The following is a 21166-nucleotide window of genomic DNA, read 5'->3' as shown; positions in this document are numbered from 1 at the left end:
ACTCCTGTGATCTTCCGCCAAAAATGCAATCCGCTTTAATAAAAAACTTCATTAATAGATATATTCATCCATTCCAGTCACCTTATGTGAACATGATCACTTATTCATTTAAATATTGAGTGCTATTCTCTCACCCATTTCAAAAATATCATCAAGGGAAGCCGTAATGGAATGGATTATAGGTGCTGTAATTTTAATGGTCATTATTGGTGCTATATTGAAGCCCAGACAGTGTGATATCTGTCATATTTCCTTTAAGAAAAAATATTACACATGGGAAATTGAAGGGAAGAAACAACATTTATGCCCCATTTGTAATGGTAAAATGCAACGACGAATGAGTTCGCAAAGATTTAAAAGCAGATTCGGTTAAAATGACTGATTCATTTTTCAATATATAATTGATAATTATAAAATCATCATCAATGATAAGCTTGGAGCATATATTCCGAACTTATTATCTTTTTCATAGTTAACACTATCTATAAAGTTTTGATGACTAGTTACACAAAAGCCTAAGCCTACAAGCCTGTTTCACCCATTTACTAAAATTCCCCTTCCCCGCAGCCTTTTCAATCTGTTCCAAAAGCTCATCCTCGAACCGGATGTTCTTCATCGTGCTTTTGGTGCGGTCAAAATTTGGTTTCTTTTTCTCTTACATGGGAGGCACCACATGGATTCGGAATACTAACAACGCCCCGCAGTGTTGGCTCACTCAAGGGCGTCGAACCTCACCAACTATCAAGGAGTTGATTATGGCTGATTCGCATACTACCCCAGACACCGACCAATCCGGAACCGAGCGCGAGTTAATTGAGGGATACCGCTCGAATGTTTTCGTCAAATCAAGGCCGAAAATCATCCTTTCCGGCAAGTGGCTGCACGCGGCGGGGTTTGATACCGGACAGCAGGTTACGGTAAAGGTCATGAAAGGGTGCATCGTTCTGGTGGTGTATAAAGATCAGGAGCCGCGGTTGCAGGACGATTATAAACGGATGAAAGCAAAACTCGTTGAGATAGTGGACGCGCATGCGGCGATCCAAACTCCCCGCCCTGGAAAGTGCCTCGCAAATTCAAACACAAACCACCTGGCTTAGCGGCTGTTTCTGACATACTACGAGCTTAAGGTATCAACCTAATGAGGCGGGGGCAGCATGATATATGAAGAATTAATCAATTCACCAGCCGATGAGTTCGTCATGTTTACCAGCAAGGATAAAAAATTTCGCATTGGATACCGCTTCAAAAACGATACATTGTGGCTTTCACAGGCAACGATAAGTGGGCATATCAAGAATATTTTTGATGAAGGTGAGCTGGTCGAAAATTCAGTTGTTCGGTTTTGCCGAACAACTGCCATTGAAAATAAAACTCATAATATTAATTAAGTTGAATAAAACACCATTCTCGCTAACGGATTCACTGAGGCACCTTATTCCAGTGATCCTCATATTTGATATGCCCCTCCAGATAAAACCACTCGATACCACGATAACGAATCCCGATGCTTTCCATCATATTATGACCAGGCGCCCCCGGAACCCAGGTATGGGCAGCATCAACAGACATAATCACGATACTATCCAGCGTTATACGGTACACCTCGAATTCGAATCCTGCTTCGTTCACATCGTAGTAGTGGATAACCGCTTTCTGTAACCTTTTGCTTTGACATAAGGCATCAGCAAAGTAAGGGGACGTTTTGTCGATCTGCTTATGGATAGTGAATGCCCCATGTTCTCTGGCCCCCATAAGATTGCCCGTGCTGGTGCTGCAAACCTGATGGATGTGGTAATTGCTGTTAAGGATCTCAATCGCACCTTCTCTGCCCGAAACATTGCAGCTGCCTTTGATCGGATTTCCATTTTCATCATAAAGAAACATGTATGCGGGTGATGACATTGACTTTCCTCTTAATGATAATTTATGACTCTGCCGTCATTATCCTTGAAAAATGGATAGTAATAATTTCGCTCATTCAAGGTATAAGAGATTTCATAGGCATAGCCAGCTGGCAGGGCAATCTCGATACAACTATCTGGATATGAACGTCTTTGAAATTCGGCCGCAAATTCTTTATATTCACCGTGTTGCATAGACGAAATAGTATATCCATTCAAAATATCTTTTTCGTCAACACTAAAACAAAAATGATTGCCATTTATCATGATCGTTCGCTGTTCAGGAATATTCAGGTTTTCACCCGGACAACCGGTCAGCATTGAGATAATCGGAATGAATAGAATTTTTAGTTTCACTGTGGAAAGTCTCCTAAAATAGCTTCATACCGCCTGAGAAGATCCTGTTTTTGTTCCGATGGGTCGTAATCAATGAGCTTATGCAGGTTACTGCGGGGGTCAAACCCATAGGTATTGAGCAGCCAGAAATCACTGACGATTGAGGCTTGTTGCTCGAGACCGTAATCAAGCAAGTGATGTTTATCTAAATGGTAGGAATAGTCGACAGCCCATGAGAATGCTCCTCGAAGGCGTACCATCATACCGTGCTGATGCTGCCAGACATGCATCATTTCGTGCAGAAAAAGATGTGCTCCGACGATACGAGACATTCTTTGATGGGACATGGAAAAGTCGTTTTCATACGTACCTTCCATAAAGTAAATCTCACCATTTGGCGTCATTGCGGTTCTGAAGTTCTGCATATTGAAGGGCAGATAACTTCCCCGATGAATCCACACTTCATTATAACGAATACTTAAACCATAAAGCGTTTTAGCAAGATTAATTTCACCGAGCGTTAGTAGTCGGACTCCGCCTATCTTTATTGCATCACTCATCTGCGCTCTCCTTTTGTGAGAGCCATATTAATATCACTATAACTTAATACAATTATTTTTTTAATGAATGACAAGAGTGAAATTATATTTTCCAGAAATTACGCTAATGTTTAAATTTATCTGCTAATTGTTTTCCCCCACCCAACCGCATATGTAACAACGGAAACGGATTCCCCTGCCCGTCCAGTTCCGAGCGTCCGACCTGCTCAAACCCCATATGGCGATAAAATTCCACGCCCTGCGGATTCTGCTCATTCACGTCAACTTCGTCCACGCCAAACTCTGCGATGGCGTGTTTCAGCAGCAATTTCCCAACGCCCTTCCCCCGGCTCGCGTCATCCACAAAAAGCATTTCAATGCGGTTTTCATCCACGCCTAAAAATCCGTGAATAACGCCTGCGTCATCGCGGGCCATCACGACGGTGAGGTTTGGCAGATACGCGTTGAGCAATAACGGGCGCAGCGCCGCAATATCGCTTTCCTGTAGAAAGTGATGGGTGGCGCGAACGGAAGATTCCCAGATAGTGACCAGGCGTTCGAAGTGTGTGGGGTATGCGGTTTCTATTTTCATGGGGGGATCATGTTTGGAAAACCCAACTAATGCAAGTCACTCTGTGCGGCTTGCTCCCCCTCACCCTAACCCTCTCCCTTAAGGGAGAGGGGACTGTCTTACAGCCGTATAGACCAGGTTGCGCCGGGCAAGGTCAGCTGTTTGCCCACCAGCACGAAGGCCGGAACGCAGGCCCGGACTTGAGCGCACGGTCAATAATACCCTACGACGAAAGCACGATTTTTACTGCTTCACCCACACCAGCTGATCAACCCGGAAGCCCAGGCTGCGCGCGGTGTTCAGGTAATCCTGCTTCACCGCATCCGGGATGGTTGGCGTGCGCGACAGGATCCACAGGTAGTCACGGTTGGGGCCGCTCACCAGCGCGTACTGGTACTTATCGTCCAGCCTGATCACGTTATATCCGCCGTAGAACGGGCCGAAGAACGACACCTTCAGCGCGGCGGTGGTCGGCTCGCCGGTAAAGTACGCTTTCCCTTCGCTCTCGCTCCACTTGTTCTTCACCGGATCAAAACCCCGGTTAAGCACGCTGATGCCGCCGTCGCTGCGCTCGCCATAGGTCGCCGTCACCTGCTCCAGCCCGCGTTCAAAGCGGTTTTCCAGACGGGCGACTTCGTACCATTTGCCGAGATAGCGGCTGGCTTCAAAGTTGGTAATAGGCTGCACACCTTTCGGCGGCGTAGGGGATTTACAGGCGACCAGCGTCAGCGCAATGGCAACACCGGTCACAACAGGCCATAGCTTCATGAGAATTCCTTTCATTTGCCGGTTGGACGTTAAGTGTAGTGCACCGTTTCGGCGCTTCATCCCGTTCGGGAAAATTCGTAGTATATTGAGAGTATTCCTTCACTCTGGACACGGACATGGCTTACTCCATCGGCGAATTCGCCAGACTCAGCGGCATCACCGCCACCACCCTGCGGGCGTGGCAGCGTCGCTATGGTTTACTCAAGCCAAAGCGCACGGAAGGCGGCCACCGCCAGTACAGCGATGAGGACGTCCAGCAGGCGCTAAAAATTCTCGACTGGGTAAAAAAAGGCGTCCCGATCGGCCAGGTCAAACCGCTGCTGGAACGTCCGACGCCGGGGCGGACCAACAACTGGCAAACCCTGCAACAAAACATGCTGCAACGCCTGCAGGACGGCAAAGTCGAGTCCCTGCGCCAGATGATTTACGACGCCGGACGCGAATACCCAAGGCCAGAGCTGGTCGCGAACGTACTGCGTCCGCTGCGCAGCCAGGTTTCGGCCAACGTCGCCGCCGCCATGACCCTACGCGCGATCCTCGACGGCATCATCATCGCCTACACCTCGTTTTGCCTCGAAGGCGATAAAAAAGCGCCGGGCGATAATATTCTGCTCAGCGGCTGGCACCTGAACGACCCATGCGAGATCTGGCTCGAAGCCCTGACGCGCACCGGGCAGGGCCACCGCATCGACATCCTGCCTGTTCCGCCTGACGCGCTGGCACCGGAAATTTTCCCGGAGCGCAAATGGCTTCTGGTCACCAGCGGCAAACTCAACGCCGGGCGGAAAAAGCAGGTGGAGCAGTGGCAGCAGCAGGTATCGCTTGAAGTGATTATCCTCTGATAATTTTCTCCTGCGGGAATCTTCACGAAAAGTTGAATATTTTCCCGCGCCGCAGATGCTAACGTTTTCCTGTGACGAATAACTCCACAGGAAAACACCATGAAAAAAACTGCCCCTCTGCTGATCCTGGCCTCGATGGCCTTTGCCCCTGCTGCCTTTAGCGCCCCTGCCGGCACGCTGAGCGTCCACATTCTCGACCAGCAAACCGGGATGCCACCGTCGGACGTGACCGTGACCCTCGAAAAGCAACAGCAGGACAAGTGGACTCAAATTGCCAGCGGTAAAACCGACCATGACGGTCGCATCAAATCGCTCTATCCGCAGGATCAGGACATGCAGCCCGGCGTGTACAAAGTGACCTTTAAAACCGCAGAATACTTCCACGGCAAAAAGCTGGACTCCTTCTTCCCGGAAGTCCCGGTGCTGTTTACCGTGACCCGCACTAACGAAAAGCTGCACATCCCGCTTCTGCTGAGCCAGTACGGCTACTCAACCTACAAGGGCAGTTGAGACGCCTTGATTTTAAAGAATTATAAAAAATAGTTCCGCGAATACTTGGACAAATTAGTCATGTTGTGTAAGTTTTAGTTATATGAACGGGAGGACTACACCATGACAACGAAACCTGTGCTCGGTATTAGCGGATGTTTGACCGGCTCCGCCGTTCGCTTTGACGGCGGACACAAGCGTATGGGCTTCGTCATGGATGAGCTGGCCCAGTGGGTGAATTTCAGGCCCGTCTGCCCGGAAATGGCCATTGGCCTGCCGACCCCTCGCCCGGCCATACGCCTGACGCTGACGGACTGCGGCGAAACTCAACTCCGTTTCAGCAAGCCGCCTCATGATGACCTCACGCAGAAAATGGCTGACTTTACGGCAGACTTTTTGCCGAAAATCGGCGATCTCGCTGGTTTTATCGTCTGCGCAAAATCACCAAGCTGCGGCATGGAACGCGTGCGGCTGTACGATGAAAACGGCAACCGGGGCCGCAAGGAGGGGGTCGGGCTGTTCACCGCCGCCCTCCTTGAAACCTGGCCGTGGCTGCCTGTGGAAGAAGACGGACGCCTGCACGACCCGGTGCTGCGGGAAAACTTCGTCGAGCGCGTTTTTGCGCTGCACGAACTGAACACGCTGCGTAAAAATGGCCTCACGCGCCGCGCGCTGCTGGACTTCCACAGCCGCTATAAGCTCCAGCTGCTGGCGCACCATCAGGCAGGCTACCGTGAAATCGGCCCGTTCGTTGCCTCGCTGCACGAGTGGGAAGACCTGGACGCCTTCTTCGTGGCGTACCGGGAAAAGCTGATGACGATCCTGAAAAAACCCGCCTCGCGGAAGAATCACACCAACGTGCTGATGCATATTCAGGGGTATTTTCGTAACCAGCTCAACACCCGCCAGCGCGGCGAGCTGCGCGACGTGATCCTGCACTATCGCAACGGACAGTTGCCTATCCTCGCCCCGATCACGCTGCTGAAGCACTACCTGGCCGAATACCCCGACCGGTATCTGATGACGCAAAACTACTTTGATCCCTATCCTGATGATTTGAGTCTGCGTCTGGCAGTCAAGTGATCATAAAATGCGAAGGCCCCATTGACCCATAGAGGCCCAAAGCAGTACCCCGTTTAGACGACATCCTCACTGTCGTCTCTTTTTTGCATTTCATCTTAAAGACTGTGATTATATACAGGCTTATTCTGCAAAAAGGGGCCTGCCTGTGATCAACACCCTGCACATCCAAAACTACCGCTCCATCCGCGAGATGTCGCTGGATCTGGAGCAGCTCAATATCGTCTTCGGGCCGAACGGCACCGGGAAATCCAATATTTACAAGGCGATACACCTGATGCACAGCGCCGCCCAGGGGCAGTTTTCCCAGGCGCTGGCGAACGAGGGCGGCATTCTGAAGGTGTTCTGGGCAGGCAAAACCCGTAGCGACCGGCTGCGGCGGATGAATCTGGCGGTGGAAACAGAGACTTACGAATACGAGCTGCAGGTCGGGTTTGTGGAGAAGCTGCCCTATCCCTCGCAGTTTCAGCTCGACCCGGTGATCAAAGAGGAGTCCATCTGGCTGAGCGGCCAGCACCGTCGACCGTCGTCACAGCTGATGAAGCGCAGGAATCAGGCGGTGTTTCTGAACAACGTGCATCACGAGAAAGTGACCCACAGCGGCACGCTGTATGAGAACGAATCGGTATTCGGGCAGCTCGGTGAACCACATCTTTACCCGGAAGTGTCGCAGATGCGCGAATCCCTGCGTAACTGGCGCTTTTATCATGAGTTTTCCGTCTCATCCGGCTCGGCGATGCGCGCCCCACAGGTCGGTTTCCGCTCTCCGGTGCTGGCCAGCGACGGCGCTAACCTGGCGGCCGCATTTCAGACCATCGTGGAGATTGGCGACGAGCTGCTGCTGATGCGCATTCTCGACCAGGCCTTCCCCGGCTGCGTGTTTTACAGCGACAACACCGGCGGACGTTTTCGCATGATGATGCAGCGCGAGGGGCTGAGCAGGCCGCTGGAACCGGCGGAGTTCTCCGACGGCACCCTGCGCTTTCTGTGCCTGGCGGTGGCGCTGTTAAGCCCGCGCCCACCGGCGTTTATCGCACTGAACGAACCGGAAAACAGCCTGCACCCGCAGATGCTGCCCGCGCTGGCGAGCTTAATCGCCGAGGCCAGCCGCTACTCGCAGATCTGGCTCACCAGCCACTCGCCGGAGCTGGCGAAGCTGATTGAGAAGCAGAGATCGTTTTCGCTGTATCAGCTGTCTATGGCGGAGGGGGAGACGAGGGTGGAGAGGCTGGGGTAGTCTCCAGGAGTACGGAGACTGTTTTTCCGCATCTCGCTTCAGCGAATCATGCCAATAAAGAACCCCAGATACCCAGCCCTGCTTAACCATATAAAGGGGCTGGTGAGGCCAGACCGCCGGAGATTAATCAACTCTCTGAAAGATGCAAATCAATCATTAATGGTTGAGAAGAATAAAATTACCTAATCTTAGGTGGAATTAAAAATATGAAAATTTTTAAAGTATTAATTTCCATATATTATAGCCCTGACAATCGCTCTATCTTTAATTAAAAAAAGTTACTCATACGAGCATAAGGAGATGAATTTTCGATTACGTCTCAATGATAATCTTTAGCGATCACCCACAGCTTAAATAGTCAAAGGTTTTAATTAAAATGTAATCCTATATAAAGAAACCATTGACTTCAAGACTCAAGGTGATCATAAAAGAGAATCTAGTCATCAATTAACCATTTTTAAGAAATGATCTTCCCAAAATGGAGTTGACTTTTAAATCATCTTCTGGATGATACTTTAAATATTTATCGCAAGCTTTTGCAAGGTATTTATAGCAAATACTTTCACTTACAATGATCGTATCGCTATCATCTGGAGGATAGCCATATGAAAATTCAACCCCTTCAAAATGCTCTTCCTCAAAGCAACTGTCCATATCAGGAAAGCTGCAATATGCGCCATCAAGATGGAAACTATTTTTTTCGGCCATGTAACCGATAGCCTTAATGAACAATCCACTTCCGTACATTCGATCGAAGTATGACTTAACAATCCAATATGGATCATTTTTATCATATGGTTGTCCAAATAACTCTTTGCTCATTTTATTACCTTTCACTGAGGATGGAAATTATTGACCATGCCAGTAGCTTTATCGATATAAACTCTAAAACTCACACCCCCAGCATGGGCATCATATGCCTGCAACCCCTGTTTCATAGCTGCCTCATAACCGCTGGCTGCTGCTTGTTGTCCTAACTCCAACATTTTGCTATCAGTGAAAACATTAGGATCATAAATAGTTTTAGGTAACTCTGCAGCTTTGTATCCAGTCACATTTCCGGCTCTATCGTAGGACGGTATCTGATAAGTTACTTGAGTTATTCCTTTTGTCTCAGTATACGTTTTACTAACAATTTTGACATTGTATTTTTTTGCCGCAGCATAAAATTCCTCTGCATTATGCGCGCCAGTTATGCCTTTTTTCTGCGAGTAGCCATCAAGTGTTGAAAGATGAGCAGGTTGGTTTATTTTAAAGCTAATTCCGTCAGGATAAGTTACTTCTGCAACGTTACCTGTGGTTTTTATTGTAGCTTTTTGACCGGATGCCGTTTCAACAACAGTTGTTTTTGGTGTTACAGAATCAGTTCCTTTCATTCCTGCAATGATGCTCACAATCGCATGTGTCTGCATTGCGTCATCATAGGCTTTAGCCACTTCATCCCATTTTTTGCCAGTGCTATCAACTATACCCTTAATTGCCGCATCGCGAGTTATGCTCCCAGAATCAAGACCTTCCATAATTGCGGCAGCATTACTGTAATCTTCTGGGAAGATGTCCTTGTATGATAATCTATAACCCGCTGCGCTATCGCCATATCCTTCCAATGCTTTCTGTGCTTGTACAACAAGTTGTCCACAGCCTGCACTGCTCTTGTTTCCTTGGGTACAGACATCCAAAATTTGCTGATCGCGGGCTTTATCCATGGCGTTGATATCAGCCAGTTCCTGCGTTAGCGTCTGACGTTCTTCTGCGGTTAAATCACCGTTCTCAAGCTGATATTCAACCTGTTTTTTACGCTCGGCCTCTTTATGATTAAGGTAGTTGTAACGCACAGAATCTATTGAAGCCGCCGCCCCCGACTGCGCCCCGTTCGTTCCGGCAATGATCCCGCCAATGGTGGCGCCGCTTATCGCTGCCGCCCACTGAACAATCGCCCCTTTCTCACTTTCACCGAGTGACGTATGGGTGCCCAGATAATCCGTTACCATTTCGCCAAAGGCTTCGCTGCTAAGACCTGCAACACCGCCAGCCAGGGCATTTCCGCCACCCAGGCTCGCTTGAAGCGCACCAATTACGCCATGAATAGCGGCTTTCTCTTTGCTGTCTGCACCCCAGCCCATTTTAGCGCCGAGGTCGCCAGCAGCCTGATTCGCGATCTGGCCGAACAGGCCAGCTAATTCCTGCTGCTCCTGAACTTTTTCTTTGTCGAAGATCTTATCAATATGGCCGTTGGCGTTATTCGTATCGCGACTTAACTCAGCGACATCCTGTTGTTGATTTTCCTTTTCACGAATGGTTATTGCGCCGTCAGCTATTGCAGAATGTGTCGTGCCGGACTTATCACCCTGCGCCCCTATTCCAATAACTGGTACTGCGCTACCGCCGCTTCCATTCTTGTCGCCTGCGTATCCTGCACTGATTCCTTTCGTGTCTGAGCTATATTCGGCATTGTTATGGATGTCACGCCAGCCAAGAGTGCCCGTTTCCAGAGAGTTTTTATCCGCTGTAGATGTGCTGGCGATGACAGCCCCGTCCAGCTGCGTGTGTTTGCCGACGGTGATATCAAAACCCTTTTCCCCCGCAAAAAGGCCACTCTGCTCACCGACGCTCGCATACTCACTTTTAGTTTTGCTGTTACTGATGTTGAGTGAAGCTGACCCCGTCATGGTACCGAACGTGAAACTGGCTCCCCCGCTGACGTCTTTCTGCCAGCTGCGGTAGTCATCAGTATCCTGCAGGCTGGTTATCAGCAGGTCGCGGCCCGCATCGGCAGTAATTTTGTCACCCAGCGCCTGCGCACCGGCAATGACCATGTCACGTCCGCTGCTCATGCTTAGATCGTCGCGGGCATTGACACGGCTATTCACATGCTCAGTCGTTTTCCCGTCATCACCACCTTTGGACTGATAGCCACTCGCCTGAACACCAATCCCTGTTTCCTTTCCGACCGAGACATGCACACCAGCAGCCCACCCACTACTGTTGTTAGAGCTTTTTTGATCACGATTATTGGAGGCAGCATTAAGTATCAGATCGTTCTGCGCCACTAGCGTAACGTTATTTCCCGTTACACCACTGCCTGTAATATGCAAATCGCCGCTCGCCCCATTTTTTCCGGTAGCGACCATATTCACGTCGCCTCCGGCTGTGAGCGTGCTGCCTCGGACTTCATTTTGCTTCAGTTCAGAAGTGGATTTGCTTTTGCTTGAGCCAATATTCAGTTCAACCCGAACAGCATTCATGTCACCACCGACAGCACCACCAGCCATGGAAGCCACGCCAGAGCCGGCAACCCAGGCTTCCTGCGCGGCTTTTACGCCATAAAGTGCCTTCAGGCGATCGTTGCTGACTTCAGTGCCGCGCTTAATGGCGTTATTTGCCGCCATTGCCGCATCAGTAATGGCAGACGAAACGGACAGCGTCAGGCCACTCTTCTTCTGTTCATACGTTTCTTTTCGGCGAAGCAAATCATTGCCCGGGTCAACTGCAATTTCTCCGGCAGCTACATTCAGGTTTTTAGCAGCGATTACATCTGCACCGCTAATATGTGCTTTGCTGTCCGCAATAATGCTGACATTACCGCCAGTGGAGCCGATGGTACTCACGCTCTGGCTTTGCGTCGTGCCGTCTTCGTTAACCCGGTGACGAGTGGAATTGGTCCCGATCGTAAAGCCGATACCACCGCTACCCATCAGGCCGCTGGTTTTCTTCTCTTTCAAATGATATGAAGATTGCTCATTGGTCGCGGCCACAACATTGACATCGTTACCCGCTTTGAGAACAACATCACTATCACCAATGATCGAGGACCCCTTCACTGTCACATCATTTCCGGCTGTAACAGTGACGTTATTTCCGCTGAATGACGATCCTTTCTCGTAAGTCGCACTCTCCTCATCGATAGTGTGCGTAGTGGTTTTCTTGAAGAGTCCTTTTTTAGTTTTGGTCTCCTCTTTGTAGTGATAATCGCTTTCGGTTGCGGTATCGAGACTGACGTCGCGGCCTGCCGCCACGCCGATATCGCCCTTCGCCGTCACCTGCGCGGCTTCGGTGGTGACATCGCGTCCGGCGAGGATCTGCGTATTCGCCCCGCTGGCGATCTCGGTTCCCTGCTGGCGAACGGACTGATTGATCTCGACTTTTTTCTTCGCGCTGTATTTATCGCTGGTTGTGGACTCTGCCGCCAGCAGATCGATATCCCGCCCAGCCTGCAGCCCCACGCGCTCCTGTGCGGCAAGCGCTGCGGCGTTACTGCGCAGATCGCGGCCTGCGGCCAGCGTCAGATCGTCGCCAGCGCTAATGACTGTACGCGTATTATCCGTCTTCAGGGAATCCGTTTTCGCGGTCTGGCTGTGGCGGCTATTCTGCGCCACATCCAGCACCAGATCGTTGCCCGCCCAAAGCGCAGCGCTGCCTCCGGCAGTCAGATTACTGCCCGTAACGCTCAGATCGTGCCCCGCCTGCAGGCCAAGGTTGCCCCCGCTGTTTACCGTACTGCCCTGGTTGGTGACGGTCTCATTAAGATTGCGACCAAAACGATCGCGCGTTACCAGCTGATTCCCGGTAATAGAGATATCATCCAGCGCTTTTAACAACATATCGCCACCCGCGCTGAGGTTAGCGCCGGTATTGATGATATCTTTCCCGGCGCTCAGGGTCAGGCTGTCCGTCGCGTTGATGGAGGCAAGAGCGCCCAGGTCGGTTTGCGTCAGCGAGACGGCCTGGCTGTTCCATCCGTTCGTGGCGCCCGAGATAGTCCACTGGTTGGTCAGCGTCTGGTTAATAATGCTGCCCCCCACGCTCTCAAGGCTAACCGTCTGCCCGCTGATGGTGGAACCCACGTTATTGATATCGCCCAGGGCGCTAAGCTGCAGGCTTCCGCTGGAACCGATCAGGCCGCCATTGATGTTGTTGATTGTGCTCTGGCTGCTGGCTGCCAGCAGGCTTTTACCCTGCAGCGTACTGCCATCATTCGTGATGCTGCCGGCATTAAGGATCACCTGGTTCCCGGCGATGATGCTCCCTTTGTTAAACGCCACGTCCTTCGCCGACAGGTACAGCCTTGGCACGAGGACATTTTGCCCCTCGATCACCGTGTTTTCCCACCACAGGATACTGGAATCCAGCGAGGCAACCTGCTCTTCCGACAGGCTGACGCCGAGCTGTAACCCCAGCTTATCCCGGGCCTGAGCGGCACGGTCGATCAGATACTGCATTTGCTCAAGGTCGGAGCCCACGCCGTTAACGTAGCGGCTACCGGTCTCGTTCAGGATCTGATTACTGACGTAGCGGGTGTCAAAGGCCGCATCGCCCAGGAAACGGTAATCATATTCCGGACGCAGATTCAGACGCGCCAGGAAATAATCCGACCCCAGGAACTGCGTGGCATCGGTATAAGTTGTTCGGGTTTCCTGCGGCGCCGAAGGCGGCGTCGTCCCGGCGAGCTTGTACAAATCATTAAACAGGCTGCTGTCCAGCTGCCCTAAGCCCGCCAGTTTCGGGTTGGTAACAATGAGATACGGGCTTTTCGGATCGCGGTTTGCCACAAAATAGCCGTTATTACTGACCGGTAGCGGATAGTCGCTCAGCTTAATCGGCGAACCATTGCTGGTCAGCGCTGGGGCAACTGACGAGATATCGGTAAGCGAAACAGGGCGGTAGTTATAACCCGGTGGCGGAGGCGTTTTCCCGCCGCTGGAAAGCGAAATGATCTGAGCCGTTACCGCAGCGATTTCACCGATCTTATCCCGGGAAGCCAGCGCAGACGTCCCGCTTGTCCCCGACTGCTGCTGCCCCGCCAGCGCCACGGCATCGCTGGCAATAGTCGTATGCTTGCCACCCGCGCTGCCGGGAACCACCAGGGCTGCACCGGTCCCGGTTAAATCAACCGGCGTACCGTTCGCACCGTTCTGGGTGGTTAAACCTGCTGCCTGCAGGTGAACGTCGGCCAGCTTGCCGCCAGCCTGGCCAAAATCACCGATGCTCTGTGGACGGTTATCAATCGATGCCAGACCGTTATTACCGGCATTGCGACTGGTGAGCGCTTCCGCATTACCTATGCCATTCCCACCGCCGGGCAGGTTAATGGTTGCCTGGGGTGCTGTAACGCTCTGGTTGGTTGCCGCGCCAAGTCCGGTGGCCTTAGCGCCAGACGCAACCGTCGGGCCGCCCGACAGGTTCAACCCGGGGGCACTGAGCTCAGGCTTATAGCCCGGAGCGTTCGCCGTGGTGGAGGTATTGCTTATATTGTTGCTGAAGCTGGCGACTACCGCACCGCCGGCCTGGATAACGGCGCGATAAACGTCTCCGCTGGTCCCTTCAGTGGTCACACTGTCAAGAACATAGCTAATCGATTTTGATACCAGCTTGTCATAGCTTCGCGTGGTCTCATCAGGTCTGGGGGCATATTTATTGCCTACCCCATAGCGATAAACGTTATAAACCGTCGACGTGCCGTTTAGCCATGACTGGTTATTTAAGGTACTTCCTGAAAGCTGAATATTTCTGTTCGCCAGAATCGACGACGCCATATTTTCAACGTTATCAGACCGGGCAATGATGTCTCTGCCAGCCGCAATGCGGGACTGCTGCCCCTTCGCGCTCACGGAAACCGAAACGGTTTTAACGGCAACTTTTTGAACATCTGCATCTTCATAAGGCGCATAGTTGCCAAGCATTTGGTACCAGTCATCACCGTGACCGTGATAACGCTGTCCTTCCGTCACATACATACCGTACTTGCCGGTACCGGAAGAGGAAATCCAGTCCACTGGAATATCTGCCGTTCCCCCCTTAACCCAGGACGGCGCGATATTCGTTTCGCTCTGCACAGCATTGAGCCCATCACGCTCATTTACTAAATGCCCGGTCAGAATCGAAATGTCGCCACGCTGGGTTTCAATACTGCCTGAAGTATTCACGACTTCCGCGTTAGCGTTACCCGCGCTGTCGCGCTGCATCCACAGGTTGTTGCCGGCCAGAATATCGCCGCGCGCGTTACGGATACTGTTCGCCAGCAGGCTCATATTATTGCCCGCGTACAGCAGGGCACTATTCAGTAGCGTGCTTCCGGCGCTGGCAATCAGATCGCCTGCGGTTCCGACAAACCCTGCGTTATTAATACCGTTCAGGCTGCTCAGGCGCAGCGTACCGCCCGCCTCGACGCTGCCAGTACCATTCAGGTTTAGCTGCCCTGCGCTGAGCTGGCTTTCACCATAGCCCGCCCGCAGCTGGCCGTTATTATTCAGCGTACCCGCAGCGGAAAGCTGTATCCCCTTGCCCTGCATCAGGCCATTGGTCGTAATATCGCCCTGGCTGGTGACGGACAACGTATTCCCCGCGGCCAGCGTAGTCAGCTGATTATAGGAAGCCTTGCTCGCGAGGGAGAGGTCACCCAGCGCCACAACCTGCCCCTGCAGGCTGGTATTCCCGGCGTTAATCGCCAGGTTACCCTGGCTCAGCATCCGGGCTGCAGCAGCGTTATTGACCTGCGAGGCATCGATCCCCAGATTCTGGGTGGCGTATACCGTACCGTTATTATCGAGCTGGCCCGGATTAACCGTCAGGTTCGCGCCCTGCAGCATGCCGTTGTTTACAATATAGTTCCCACCCAGCGTTCCCTGCTGCTGCGCCAGCACCGTACCGCTGTTATTCAGCGAACCGGCGTTGAGCCACAGGGCAAAACCCTGCACCCAGCCGCTGTTGCTCAACCCCGGCGTATTCAGCGTCAGCGTTGCGCCACTGAGTAACTGCCCCTGATTACTGCCGCGTTCGCGCAGGTCGAGCTGCGTATTACCGTTCCCCTGTAGCGTACCGTCATTATTCAGCGTCTGTGCGCCCAGCTGGAACGTACCCTGACTCAGCATCACGGCATTGCGTCCGTTATCGACGTTACCGCGCAGCGTGGCGTTGAGTGCGGTATTGGCCTCCATGCGGCCCTGGTTATTCAGGCTTCCGGCATTCAGCGTCAGGGTGTTCCCCTGAATATGGCCGAGGTTGGTCAGGATATTGGCGCCCATGCTGAGCAGGCCGTTGCTTAACAGCTTCGCACCCGCCAGCTGGTCAAGATCGCCGCTGAGCGTGACGCCAAGGCCGTCAGCACCGCTGATGTTGCCGCTGTTACTGAGCGAACCGCCCGACAGCGACATCTTCTTCGCCAGCATTTGCCCCTGGTTTTTCAGCGTTGGCGCCCCGAACGTGGCCGTCCCGTTTGCCACCATTGAGCCCGTATTGATCAGAGAGGCGGTCAGCGCGAGATCCATATTTCCCGCGCTTTGCAGCGTGCCGTTGTTCTGTAACTGCCGCGCGTTAACCTTCAGGTATTGCGACTGCCACAGACCATCATTCGTGATGCTCTGTCCACCCGCCAGCAGCGTTCCCTGGGTTTTCATCGACGCACCGGCCCGGTTGGTCAGCCCCTGAAGCGGTTGAAGCGTAAGGGCGTTGAGACCAATCACGGAACCGGCGTTATCGACCGTAGCGCTATTAACCGTCAGGGTAGCGCCCTGAAGACTGCCCCCGTTTGACAGGCTGCCGCCGTCCAGTATCAGATCACCATCAACCAGCAGCGAGCCTTGGTTATTCAGCGCCCCCGCAGTGACGCGCGTACTCCCCTGGCCAAGCAGGCGACCCGTGTTGGTCAACTGGTTATCAACCTGCGCGGTCACTCCGTCGATACCGAGCGCGCTGCCGCTGTTGTTCCAGCCACTCGCGTTCACACCGAGCCATTGCCCCTGCATTATCCCGCCATTCGCGAGCTGACCGGCCTTAAGCGTCAGCTGTCCGCCGGTCAGCAGTTTCGCGCCCGTCAGGTTGTTCAGCGTCGGTGCGGTAATCGACAACCCGCCGTCACCCTGAAGCACGCCGCGGTTATTCAGGATATTGACTGCCAGCGTGGCATTACTCGCCGCCAGCTGACCTGCGTTATCCAGCCGTGCGGCCGTCAGAGTCACCCCCTGCTGAGCGAGCAGCCGTCCACTTTGTTGGTTCGTCAGCTGGTTGACGATGTTCAGGCCCAGATCGCGCGCCTGCACAATGCCCTGGTTATCGAGATTATCAAGATTAAGCGTGAGCCCCTGCTGAGAAAGCAGCAGCCCCTGGTTGGTCAACTGCGGCAAAGAGAGCGTCAGCGCCCCGCCGGTAATCATTTGCCCGCCGGTTTTATTGTTAATCGCCAGGGTGGATGGCGTGAGGGAGTTCAGCGCCAGCGCGCTGTTGCCCTGCAGCAAGCCGACGTTGGTCAGCAGGTTGGTGATGATATCCACCGACTCTCCCGCTAACGTGCCCTGGTTGTTAAGACTGGCCGCGCTCAGGGTCAGATCTTTTTGTGCCACCAGGCGCGCATTGCCGCGGTTCATGACGTCGCCGGAGAAGCTTAGCCCCACGCGGCTCCCTTGTAGCGTGCCCTGGTTATCCAGGGTTGCTCCGGAAAGGATCAGCGCCTCTTTTACAGACATCAGCCCCTGGTTGACCATCTGCGGGATGGAGAGATTCAGCGAGCTGCCGCTAATAATTTGCCCATTCGTAAGGTTGTTGAGCCGCGGCGTGTGCAGCCCCAGCGCGCTGTCTCCCTGCAGGATGCCGTTGTTGTCGATCTGGCCGCTGGTGAGATCGACACTCTTCGCGGCAAGCACGCCGTTATTCGTCAGGCTGGCGCTCTGGCTGCTAAGCTGACGAGCCGCCAGCAGCTTGCCCCCGCTCTGGTTACTCAGCTGTTGCGCGACGTTAAGGTTTAATGCCCCGGCAGACAACGTGCCCAGGTTGTCAAAGCTGCCGGTCGTCAGCGTCATGTCCTGGCTCGCCTGAACGAGCCCGCCGTTAGTAAACTGCGGCAGATCGAGATTGAGCGAGCCGCCGGTAAGGATTTGTCCACCGGTAAAGTTATCCAGAGCCCGGGTTTTGAACGTCAACGCCGCGCTGCCCTGTAATAAACCGCTGTTGCTGATGCTGTCCGATTGCAGGTTAAGCGTGCCCGCCGCCAGCTGCCCGCGGTTTTCTAAAGCGCCAGCTTGAATATCAAACCCGGCCTGGCTGAGTAACGTTCCACTGTTTGCCAGCGTGCTGCTGACGTTCAGGCTCGCGCCTTGCTGGCCGAGCAATGTCCCCTCGTTATTCCAGCTTCCGGCCTTAACATTCAGCGTCCGGCCCTGTAGCGTGCCAGCGTTATCGCCCTTATCCGCGGCTAGCGCTAAATCACCGCCGCTTAACAGCTGTCCGCCGATCAGGTTATTAATCACTCTGGCAGCAGGCGTCTGCGCGACGTTGGCACTTCTCAGGCCCGAGGTCTGTGCCGCTTGTCCCTGGATCGCCAGCCCGTTGTTACCCTGCACCAGGCCGCTATTATTCAGGATCTCGAGAGCCAGACGCGCATTATCTGCCGCCAGCGTGCCGCTGTTGGTTAACGTATTGCCGTCAAAAGCCAGCGCCTGGGTGGCAAGGACTTTGCCCGTGTCCCGGTTGGTTAGCGCATTTTTTACCGCGAGGGTCAGCGTGTCGCCCTGGATCACGCCGCTGTTCGTCAGCATTGCGCTCGTGAGATTCAGCGCCTGTTTGGCCAGAAGCGTACCAACGTTGCTGAACGCGTCCGCCACGAGATCCAGGGCACCATTACTTTGCAGCGTCCCGGTATTGTTCAGCTCTCCGGCGCTCGCGCTCACCGCATTCGCCGCCAGAATACCGCTATTATCAAGATGATTCGCGGCAAGCTGCAGCGTGCCCTGGCTCAGCATTTGCCCGGTGACGATCGCGGTATTATCCACATTCAGCGTCAGATCGCCTTTGCCCGTCAGCGAACCCGCATTAGTGAAATCCGCGCCGTGCAGAAGCGCGCTCTGCCCCTGCATCAGGCCATTGTTTTTCAGCTCGTGGCCGGTGATATCCAGCAGCCCGCCGCTGACTATCTTGCCTGCTCGATCGTTATCGAGGCCGGTAACGGTAAGTTTAAGGCCGGTATCGCCCTGCAACAGGCCGCTATTTTGCCCCTGGCCGGACGTAATAATGACGTTGTTGCCGATAAGCTGTCCGTCGTTACGCCAGCTTGACGCCGTTGATTTCACCCTGATTTGTCAGCGTGTCGCCTGTGACGCGCAGCGTGCCGTCGGTGGTGATAAGCCCGCTGTTAGCCAGCACGGGTATGTTCAGCGTTAAATCCTGCGCGCTGTAGATTGAGCCCCCGGCCAGGTTCGCGAGCGATCCGGTCTTCAGATTGAGCAGAGTGGTTCCCTGCAGCAGCCCGCCGTTCTCTACCGACGCACCGTCCAGCGACAGGCTATCGGCCACCAGCGAACCACGGGTGGTGATGCGGTCGGCTGCCGTCAGGGTCATGCGGTCCGCTTTTGCGACGCCGGAGTGGAGGATGTTCTCTCCACTGAGGCTGAGCGTACCGGCGGAAAGTTCCCCGCTGCTGGTCAGGTCGTTGGTCGCGTTAAAACTCAGGGTGTTAGCAGTGGATTTCCCGGCGTGCATCAGCGTGCCCGCCGTCACCGACAGCGCCCCTTTCGCCGCCTGGGTGCCGTTCAGCGTCGCATTCTGCGCCTGAAGAGTAAGCGCCTGCCCGCTCTGCAGGTGGGCATCCCGATCGGTGATCAGATCGCGGGTGGAAACGGTTAATGCTCCCGCCGCGTCCGTCTGCCCGTTCAGGCTGGCGCTGCGGGTCGCGGTAAGCTGGACGTTGCCCTGGCTGGTGATACGGGACGCCTGACCGCTCGTCAGGGTATCGGCCTGCGCCGTCAGCGCCGTCGCGCCGGACAGGGTGCCGTTCTGTTCAAGGGTGCCTGCGGTCACGTTCATCGCGCCGTCAGCCAGCAGGCTGCCACCGTTACGCAGGGTTTGCTGCGCCGTGACGTTCGCATCGCCTTTCGCACTCAGCGTGCCCTGTTGCTCCAGAGTATCGGCATTTAACGTCAGTTTTCCGGCGCTCTGCAGGGTGCCATTATTGATGACCGTCTGGCCCTTCAGGGTGATTTCGTTACCCTGCGCCGTGCCGCCGTTCGTCAGGTCTCCGGCGTTCACATCCAGATGGCCTTTCGCCGCCAGCTGCCCGCCGTTTGACACCCTGTCGCCGGAGAGCATAAGGTCGCCCCCCGCATTCACCTGTCCCTGGTTACTGACAGTGCTGCCCGTCAGGCGGATATCATCCGTGGCATCGGCCCGGCTCTGGCCGTCCAGTACCAGCTGTCCGCCGCTCAGCGCCAGGTTCTCCCCTGCCGAGATCGCACTGCCCGTGGCTGACAGCGTGCCGCCGCTGGTCAGCGTCGTGCGGGTATCGCTTCCACTGCGGGTATGGGTCAGCGCGATATCCTTTCCGGCCGCCACGCTGAGCACACCTTTACTGGTCACACTGCCGCCCGCGATCTGCACTTTCCCCTCACCGGAAAGGCGCATGTCGCCACTGCTGGCGAGCGTGCTGTTATTGAGTGCCACATCCTGCGAGCTGGTCACGTTCAGCGCGCCACCGGCCTGATGGCTACCGTTGAGAGTCACCCCCGCGCCATTCGCGGCGATCGATCCGCTGGCCACGCTGTTCGTGACCGTCAGTTTGCCGCCCGCATCAAGCTGAATATCCCCCTGGCGCGCGGTGAGGTTGCCGAGGTTTACTCCAACCCCCTTCTCGCTGGAGACCAGACGGATACGGTTGGCATACATCCCGCCGAGTGCGCCAGTATCCACGGCCACCACGGGCGCAGCGCCCTCACCGGCAATCGGCTTAATGCTGCCATCCGCGCCCACCCGGTTTGCCCCTGCCGTTACCGTCAGGTCGTTCGCGTGAATCGCGGCGTTCACTTCCGTTGCGCGCGCAATAATCGACAGCGCGTCGCTCTTGCTGGCATCCAGCCCCTGGCCTTCGACCGTGATGGCGCCTTTCGTTACATCCAGCGCCAGCAGGTTACCGTTAGCGTCAAACTGCGGTTTACCCGTGGTCAGCGTGGCGTTGGGGGTGTTGATAAATCCGCACCCGTTACAGGTGATACCGTACGGGTTAGCCACCATGACGTTTGCCGCCTTGCCGGCGACTTCCGTATAGCCCTGAAGCTGGGAGCGGTTAGCTCCCGTGACTTCGTTGATGATGCCTTTCGCTTCCCGCCCGGCCTGCAGGTTGGGGTTGTTCTGGATAAGCCCGCCCAGCTGGGTCTGGGTTAAGCGGTCCGTGCCGTTGTTGAGGATAAGCCCCTCTTTGCCGACGTTGTAATCCTGGAACTGGTTATGCGAAATGCCCGCCCCGTTCGGCGTGGCGATATTGATGACCGGCACCCCGTTCCCCGCCTGATCCACCGTGGTCTGCCCGGTCGGCGTGAGCGCCGCCGCGACGGCGGGTGCCATCGGCTGCCAGACCATTAAGCCGCAGACAATCCAGCTAATCAGACGCTGCGAGAAACGAACGGGTGGGTGGCGGGTATCCATAG

At 54.2% G+C, this 21166-nt stretch carries 14 protein-coding genes and 1 pseudogene; 6 read left to right on the top strand and 9 right to left on the bottom strand.

Annotated features, from left to right (window positions below; translation table 11 throughout):
• Window positions 1–499: 499 nt before the first annotated feature.
• Window positions 500–616 carry a YlcI/YnfO family protein gene (locus tag D5066_RS18190; RefSeq protein ID WP_119916788.1) on the bottom strand — a complete coding sequence of 39 codons (117 nt, stop codon included), beginning with the start codon at window positions 614–616 and terminating at the stop codon, window positions 500–502.
• 139 nt (window positions 617–755) lie between these two features.
• On the opposite strand from D5066_RS18190, the gene D5066_RS18185 reads away from it, so the two are divergent.
• The gene (locus D5066_RS18185; RefSeq protein ID WP_119916787.1) at window positions 756–1097 is read left to right on the top strand and encodes a SymE family type I addiction module toxin; all 342 of its coding nucleotides are present in this window, start codon (window positions 756–758) and stop codon (window positions 1095–1097) included.
• Between the two features lie 57 nt (window positions 1098–1154).
• Window positions 1155–1382: pseudogene (locus D5066_RS18180) on the top strand (virulence RhuM family protein); the annotation flags it as partial.
• A gap of 37 nt (window positions 1383–1419) precedes the next feature.
• On the opposite strand, the gene D5066_RS18175 reads toward D5066_RS18180, so the two are convergent.
• The 5 genes from D5066_RS18175 to D5066_RS18155 all read right to left on the bottom strand — a co-directional run bounded on the left by D5066_RS18175 (window position 1420) and on the right by D5066_RS18155 (window position 4115).
• Entirely contained in the window at window positions 1420–1902 is a 483-nt protein-coding gene (locus tag D5066_RS18175; protein ID WP_119916785.1) for an Hcp family type VI secretion system effector, read from the bottom strand.
• Between the two features lie 11 nt (window positions 1903–1913).
• Window positions 1914–2258 carry a putative T6SS immunity periplasmic lipoprotein gene (locus D5066_RS18170; RefSeq protein WP_224435036.1) on the bottom strand — a complete coding sequence of 115 codons (345 nt, stop codon included), beginning with the start codon at window positions 2256–2258 and terminating at the stop codon, window positions 1914–1916.
• A complete protein-coding gene (locus tag D5066_RS18165; protein WP_119916784.1) occupies window positions 2255–2797 on the bottom strand; it encodes a type IV secretion protein Rhs in 543 nt (180 codons plus the stop codon). Before D5066_RS18165 ends, D5066_RS18170 begins: the two co-directional genes overlap by 4 nt.
• Window positions 2798–2900: 103 nt before the next feature.
• Window positions 2901–3368 (bottom strand): acetyltransferase, encoded by a 468-nt coding sequence (locus D5066_RS18160; protein WP_119916782.1) that lies wholly within the window; start codon window positions 3366–3368, stop codon window positions 2901–2903.
• A gap of 222 nt (window positions 3369–3590) precedes the next feature.
• A complete protein-coding gene (locus D5066_RS18155; protein WP_119916781.1) occupies window positions 3591–4115 on the bottom strand; it encodes a lipocalin family protein in 525 nt (174 codons plus the stop codon).
• Between the two features lie 116 nt (window positions 4116–4231).
• Here D5066_RS18155 and D5066_RS18150 point away from each other — a divergent pair, with 116 nt between their 5' ends.
• The 4 genes from D5066_RS18150 to D5066_RS18135 all read left to right on the top strand — a co-directional run bounded on the left by D5066_RS18150 (window position 4232) and on the right by D5066_RS18135 (window position 7763).
• Window positions 4232–4957, top strand: a complete 726-nt coding sequence (locus tag D5066_RS18150; protein ID WP_119916780.1) for a MerR family transcriptional regulator — start codon at window positions 4232–4234, stop codon at window positions 4955–4957.
• A gap of 99 nt (window positions 4958–5056) precedes the next feature.
• The gene (gene uraH, locus D5066_RS18145; RefSeq protein WP_080329805.1) at window positions 5057–5467 is read left to right on the top strand and encodes a hydroxyisourate hydrolase; all 411 of its coding nucleotides are present in this window, start codon (window positions 5057–5059) and stop codon (window positions 5465–5467) included.
• A 102-nt stretch (window positions 5468–5569) separates the two neighbouring features.
• Window positions 5570–6529: a YbgA family protein gene (locus D5066_RS18140; protein WP_119916778.1), complete on the top strand. Its 960-nt coding sequence runs from the start codon at window positions 5570–5572 to the stop codon at window positions 6527–6529.
• Between the two features lie 145 nt (window positions 6530–6674).
• The gene (locus D5066_RS18135) at window positions 6675–7763 is read left to right on the top strand and encodes an AAA family ATPase (RefSeq protein ID WP_119916777.1); all 1089 of its coding nucleotides are present in this window, start codon (window positions 6675–6677) and stop codon (window positions 7761–7763) included.
• A gap of 447 nt (window positions 7764–8210) precedes the next feature.
• On the opposite strand, the gene cdiI is transcribed toward D5066_RS18135, so the two are convergent.
• The 3 genes from cdiI to D5066_RS18120 are packed head-to-tail and all read right to left on the bottom strand — an operon-like array spanning window position 8211 to window position 21164.
• On the bottom strand, window positions 8211–8585 hold the full coding sequence (cdiI, locus tag D5066_RS18130) for a ribonuclease toxin immunity protein CdiI (RefSeq protein WP_119916775.1): 375 nt from the start codon (window positions 8583–8585) through the stop codon (window positions 8211–8213).
• A gap of 11 nt (window positions 8586–8596) precedes the next feature.
• Complete coding sequence (locus tag D5066_RS18125; protein ID WP_119916773.1) at window positions 8597–18820, bottom strand: hemagglutinin repeat-containing protein; 10224 nt, start codon at window positions 18818–18820, stop codon at window positions 8597–8599.
• Complete coding sequence (locus D5066_RS18120) at window positions 18792–21164, bottom strand: two-partner secretion domain-containing protein (protein ID WP_119916772.1); 2373 nt, start codon at window positions 21162–21164, stop codon at window positions 18792–18794. The genes D5066_RS18125 and D5066_RS18120 overlap by 29 nt, the downstream gene beginning before the upstream one ends.
• Window positions 21165–21166 lie beyond the last annotated feature (2 nt).

The organism is Enterobacter chuandaensis (genome assembly GCF_003594915.1).
Classification (GTDB): domain Bacteria; phylum Pseudomonadota; class Gammaproteobacteria; order Enterobacterales; family Enterobacteriaceae; genus Enterobacter; species Enterobacter chuandaensis.
This window is presented reverse-complemented; position numbering and strand designations above follow the sequence as displayed.

Bases quoted from the DNA above. Each gene is read 5' to 3' on its own strand.
- uraH (WP_080329805.1), top strand. From the start codon at position 5,057: ATGAAAAAAACTGCCCCTCTGCTGATCCTGGCCTCGATGGCCTTTGCC.
- D5066_RS18185 (WP_119916787.1), top strand. From the start codon at position 756: ATGGCTGATTCGCATACTACCCCAGACACCGACCAATCCGGAACCGAG.
- cdiI (WP_119916775.1), bottom strand. From the start codon at position 8,585: ATGAGCAAAGAGTTATTTGGACAACCATATGATAAAAATGATCCATAT.
- D5066_RS18150 (WP_119916780.1), top strand. From the start codon at position 4,232: ATGGCTTACTCCATCGGCGAATTCGCCAGACTCAGCGGCATCACCGCC.
- D5066_RS18160 (WP_119916782.1), bottom strand. From the start codon at position 3,368: ATGAAAATAGAAACCGCATACCCCACACACTTCGAACGCCTGGTCACT.
- D5066_RS18175 (WP_119916785.1), bottom strand. From the start codon at position 1,902: ATGTCATCACCCGCATACATGTTTCTTTATGATGAAAATGGAAATCCG.
- D5066_RS18190 (WP_119916788.1), bottom strand. From the start codon at position 616: ATGAAGAACATCCGGTTCGAGGATGAGCTTTTGGAACAGATTGAAAAG.
- D5066_RS18165 (WP_119916784.1), bottom strand. From the start codon at position 2,797: ATGAGTGATGCAATAAAGATAGGCGGAGTCCGACTACTAACGCTCGGT.
- D5066_RS18155 (WP_119916781.1), bottom strand. From the start codon at position 4,115: ATGAAGCTATGGCCTGTTGTGACCGGTGTTGCCATTGCGCTGACGCTG.
- D5066_RS18140 (WP_119916778.1), top strand. From the start codon at position 5,570: ATGACAACGAAACCTGTGCTCGGTATTAGCGGATGTTTGACCGGCTCC.
- D5066_RS18120 (WP_119916772.1), bottom strand. From the start codon at position 21,164: ATGGATACCCGCCACCCACCCGTTCGTTTCTCGCAGCGTCTGATTAGC.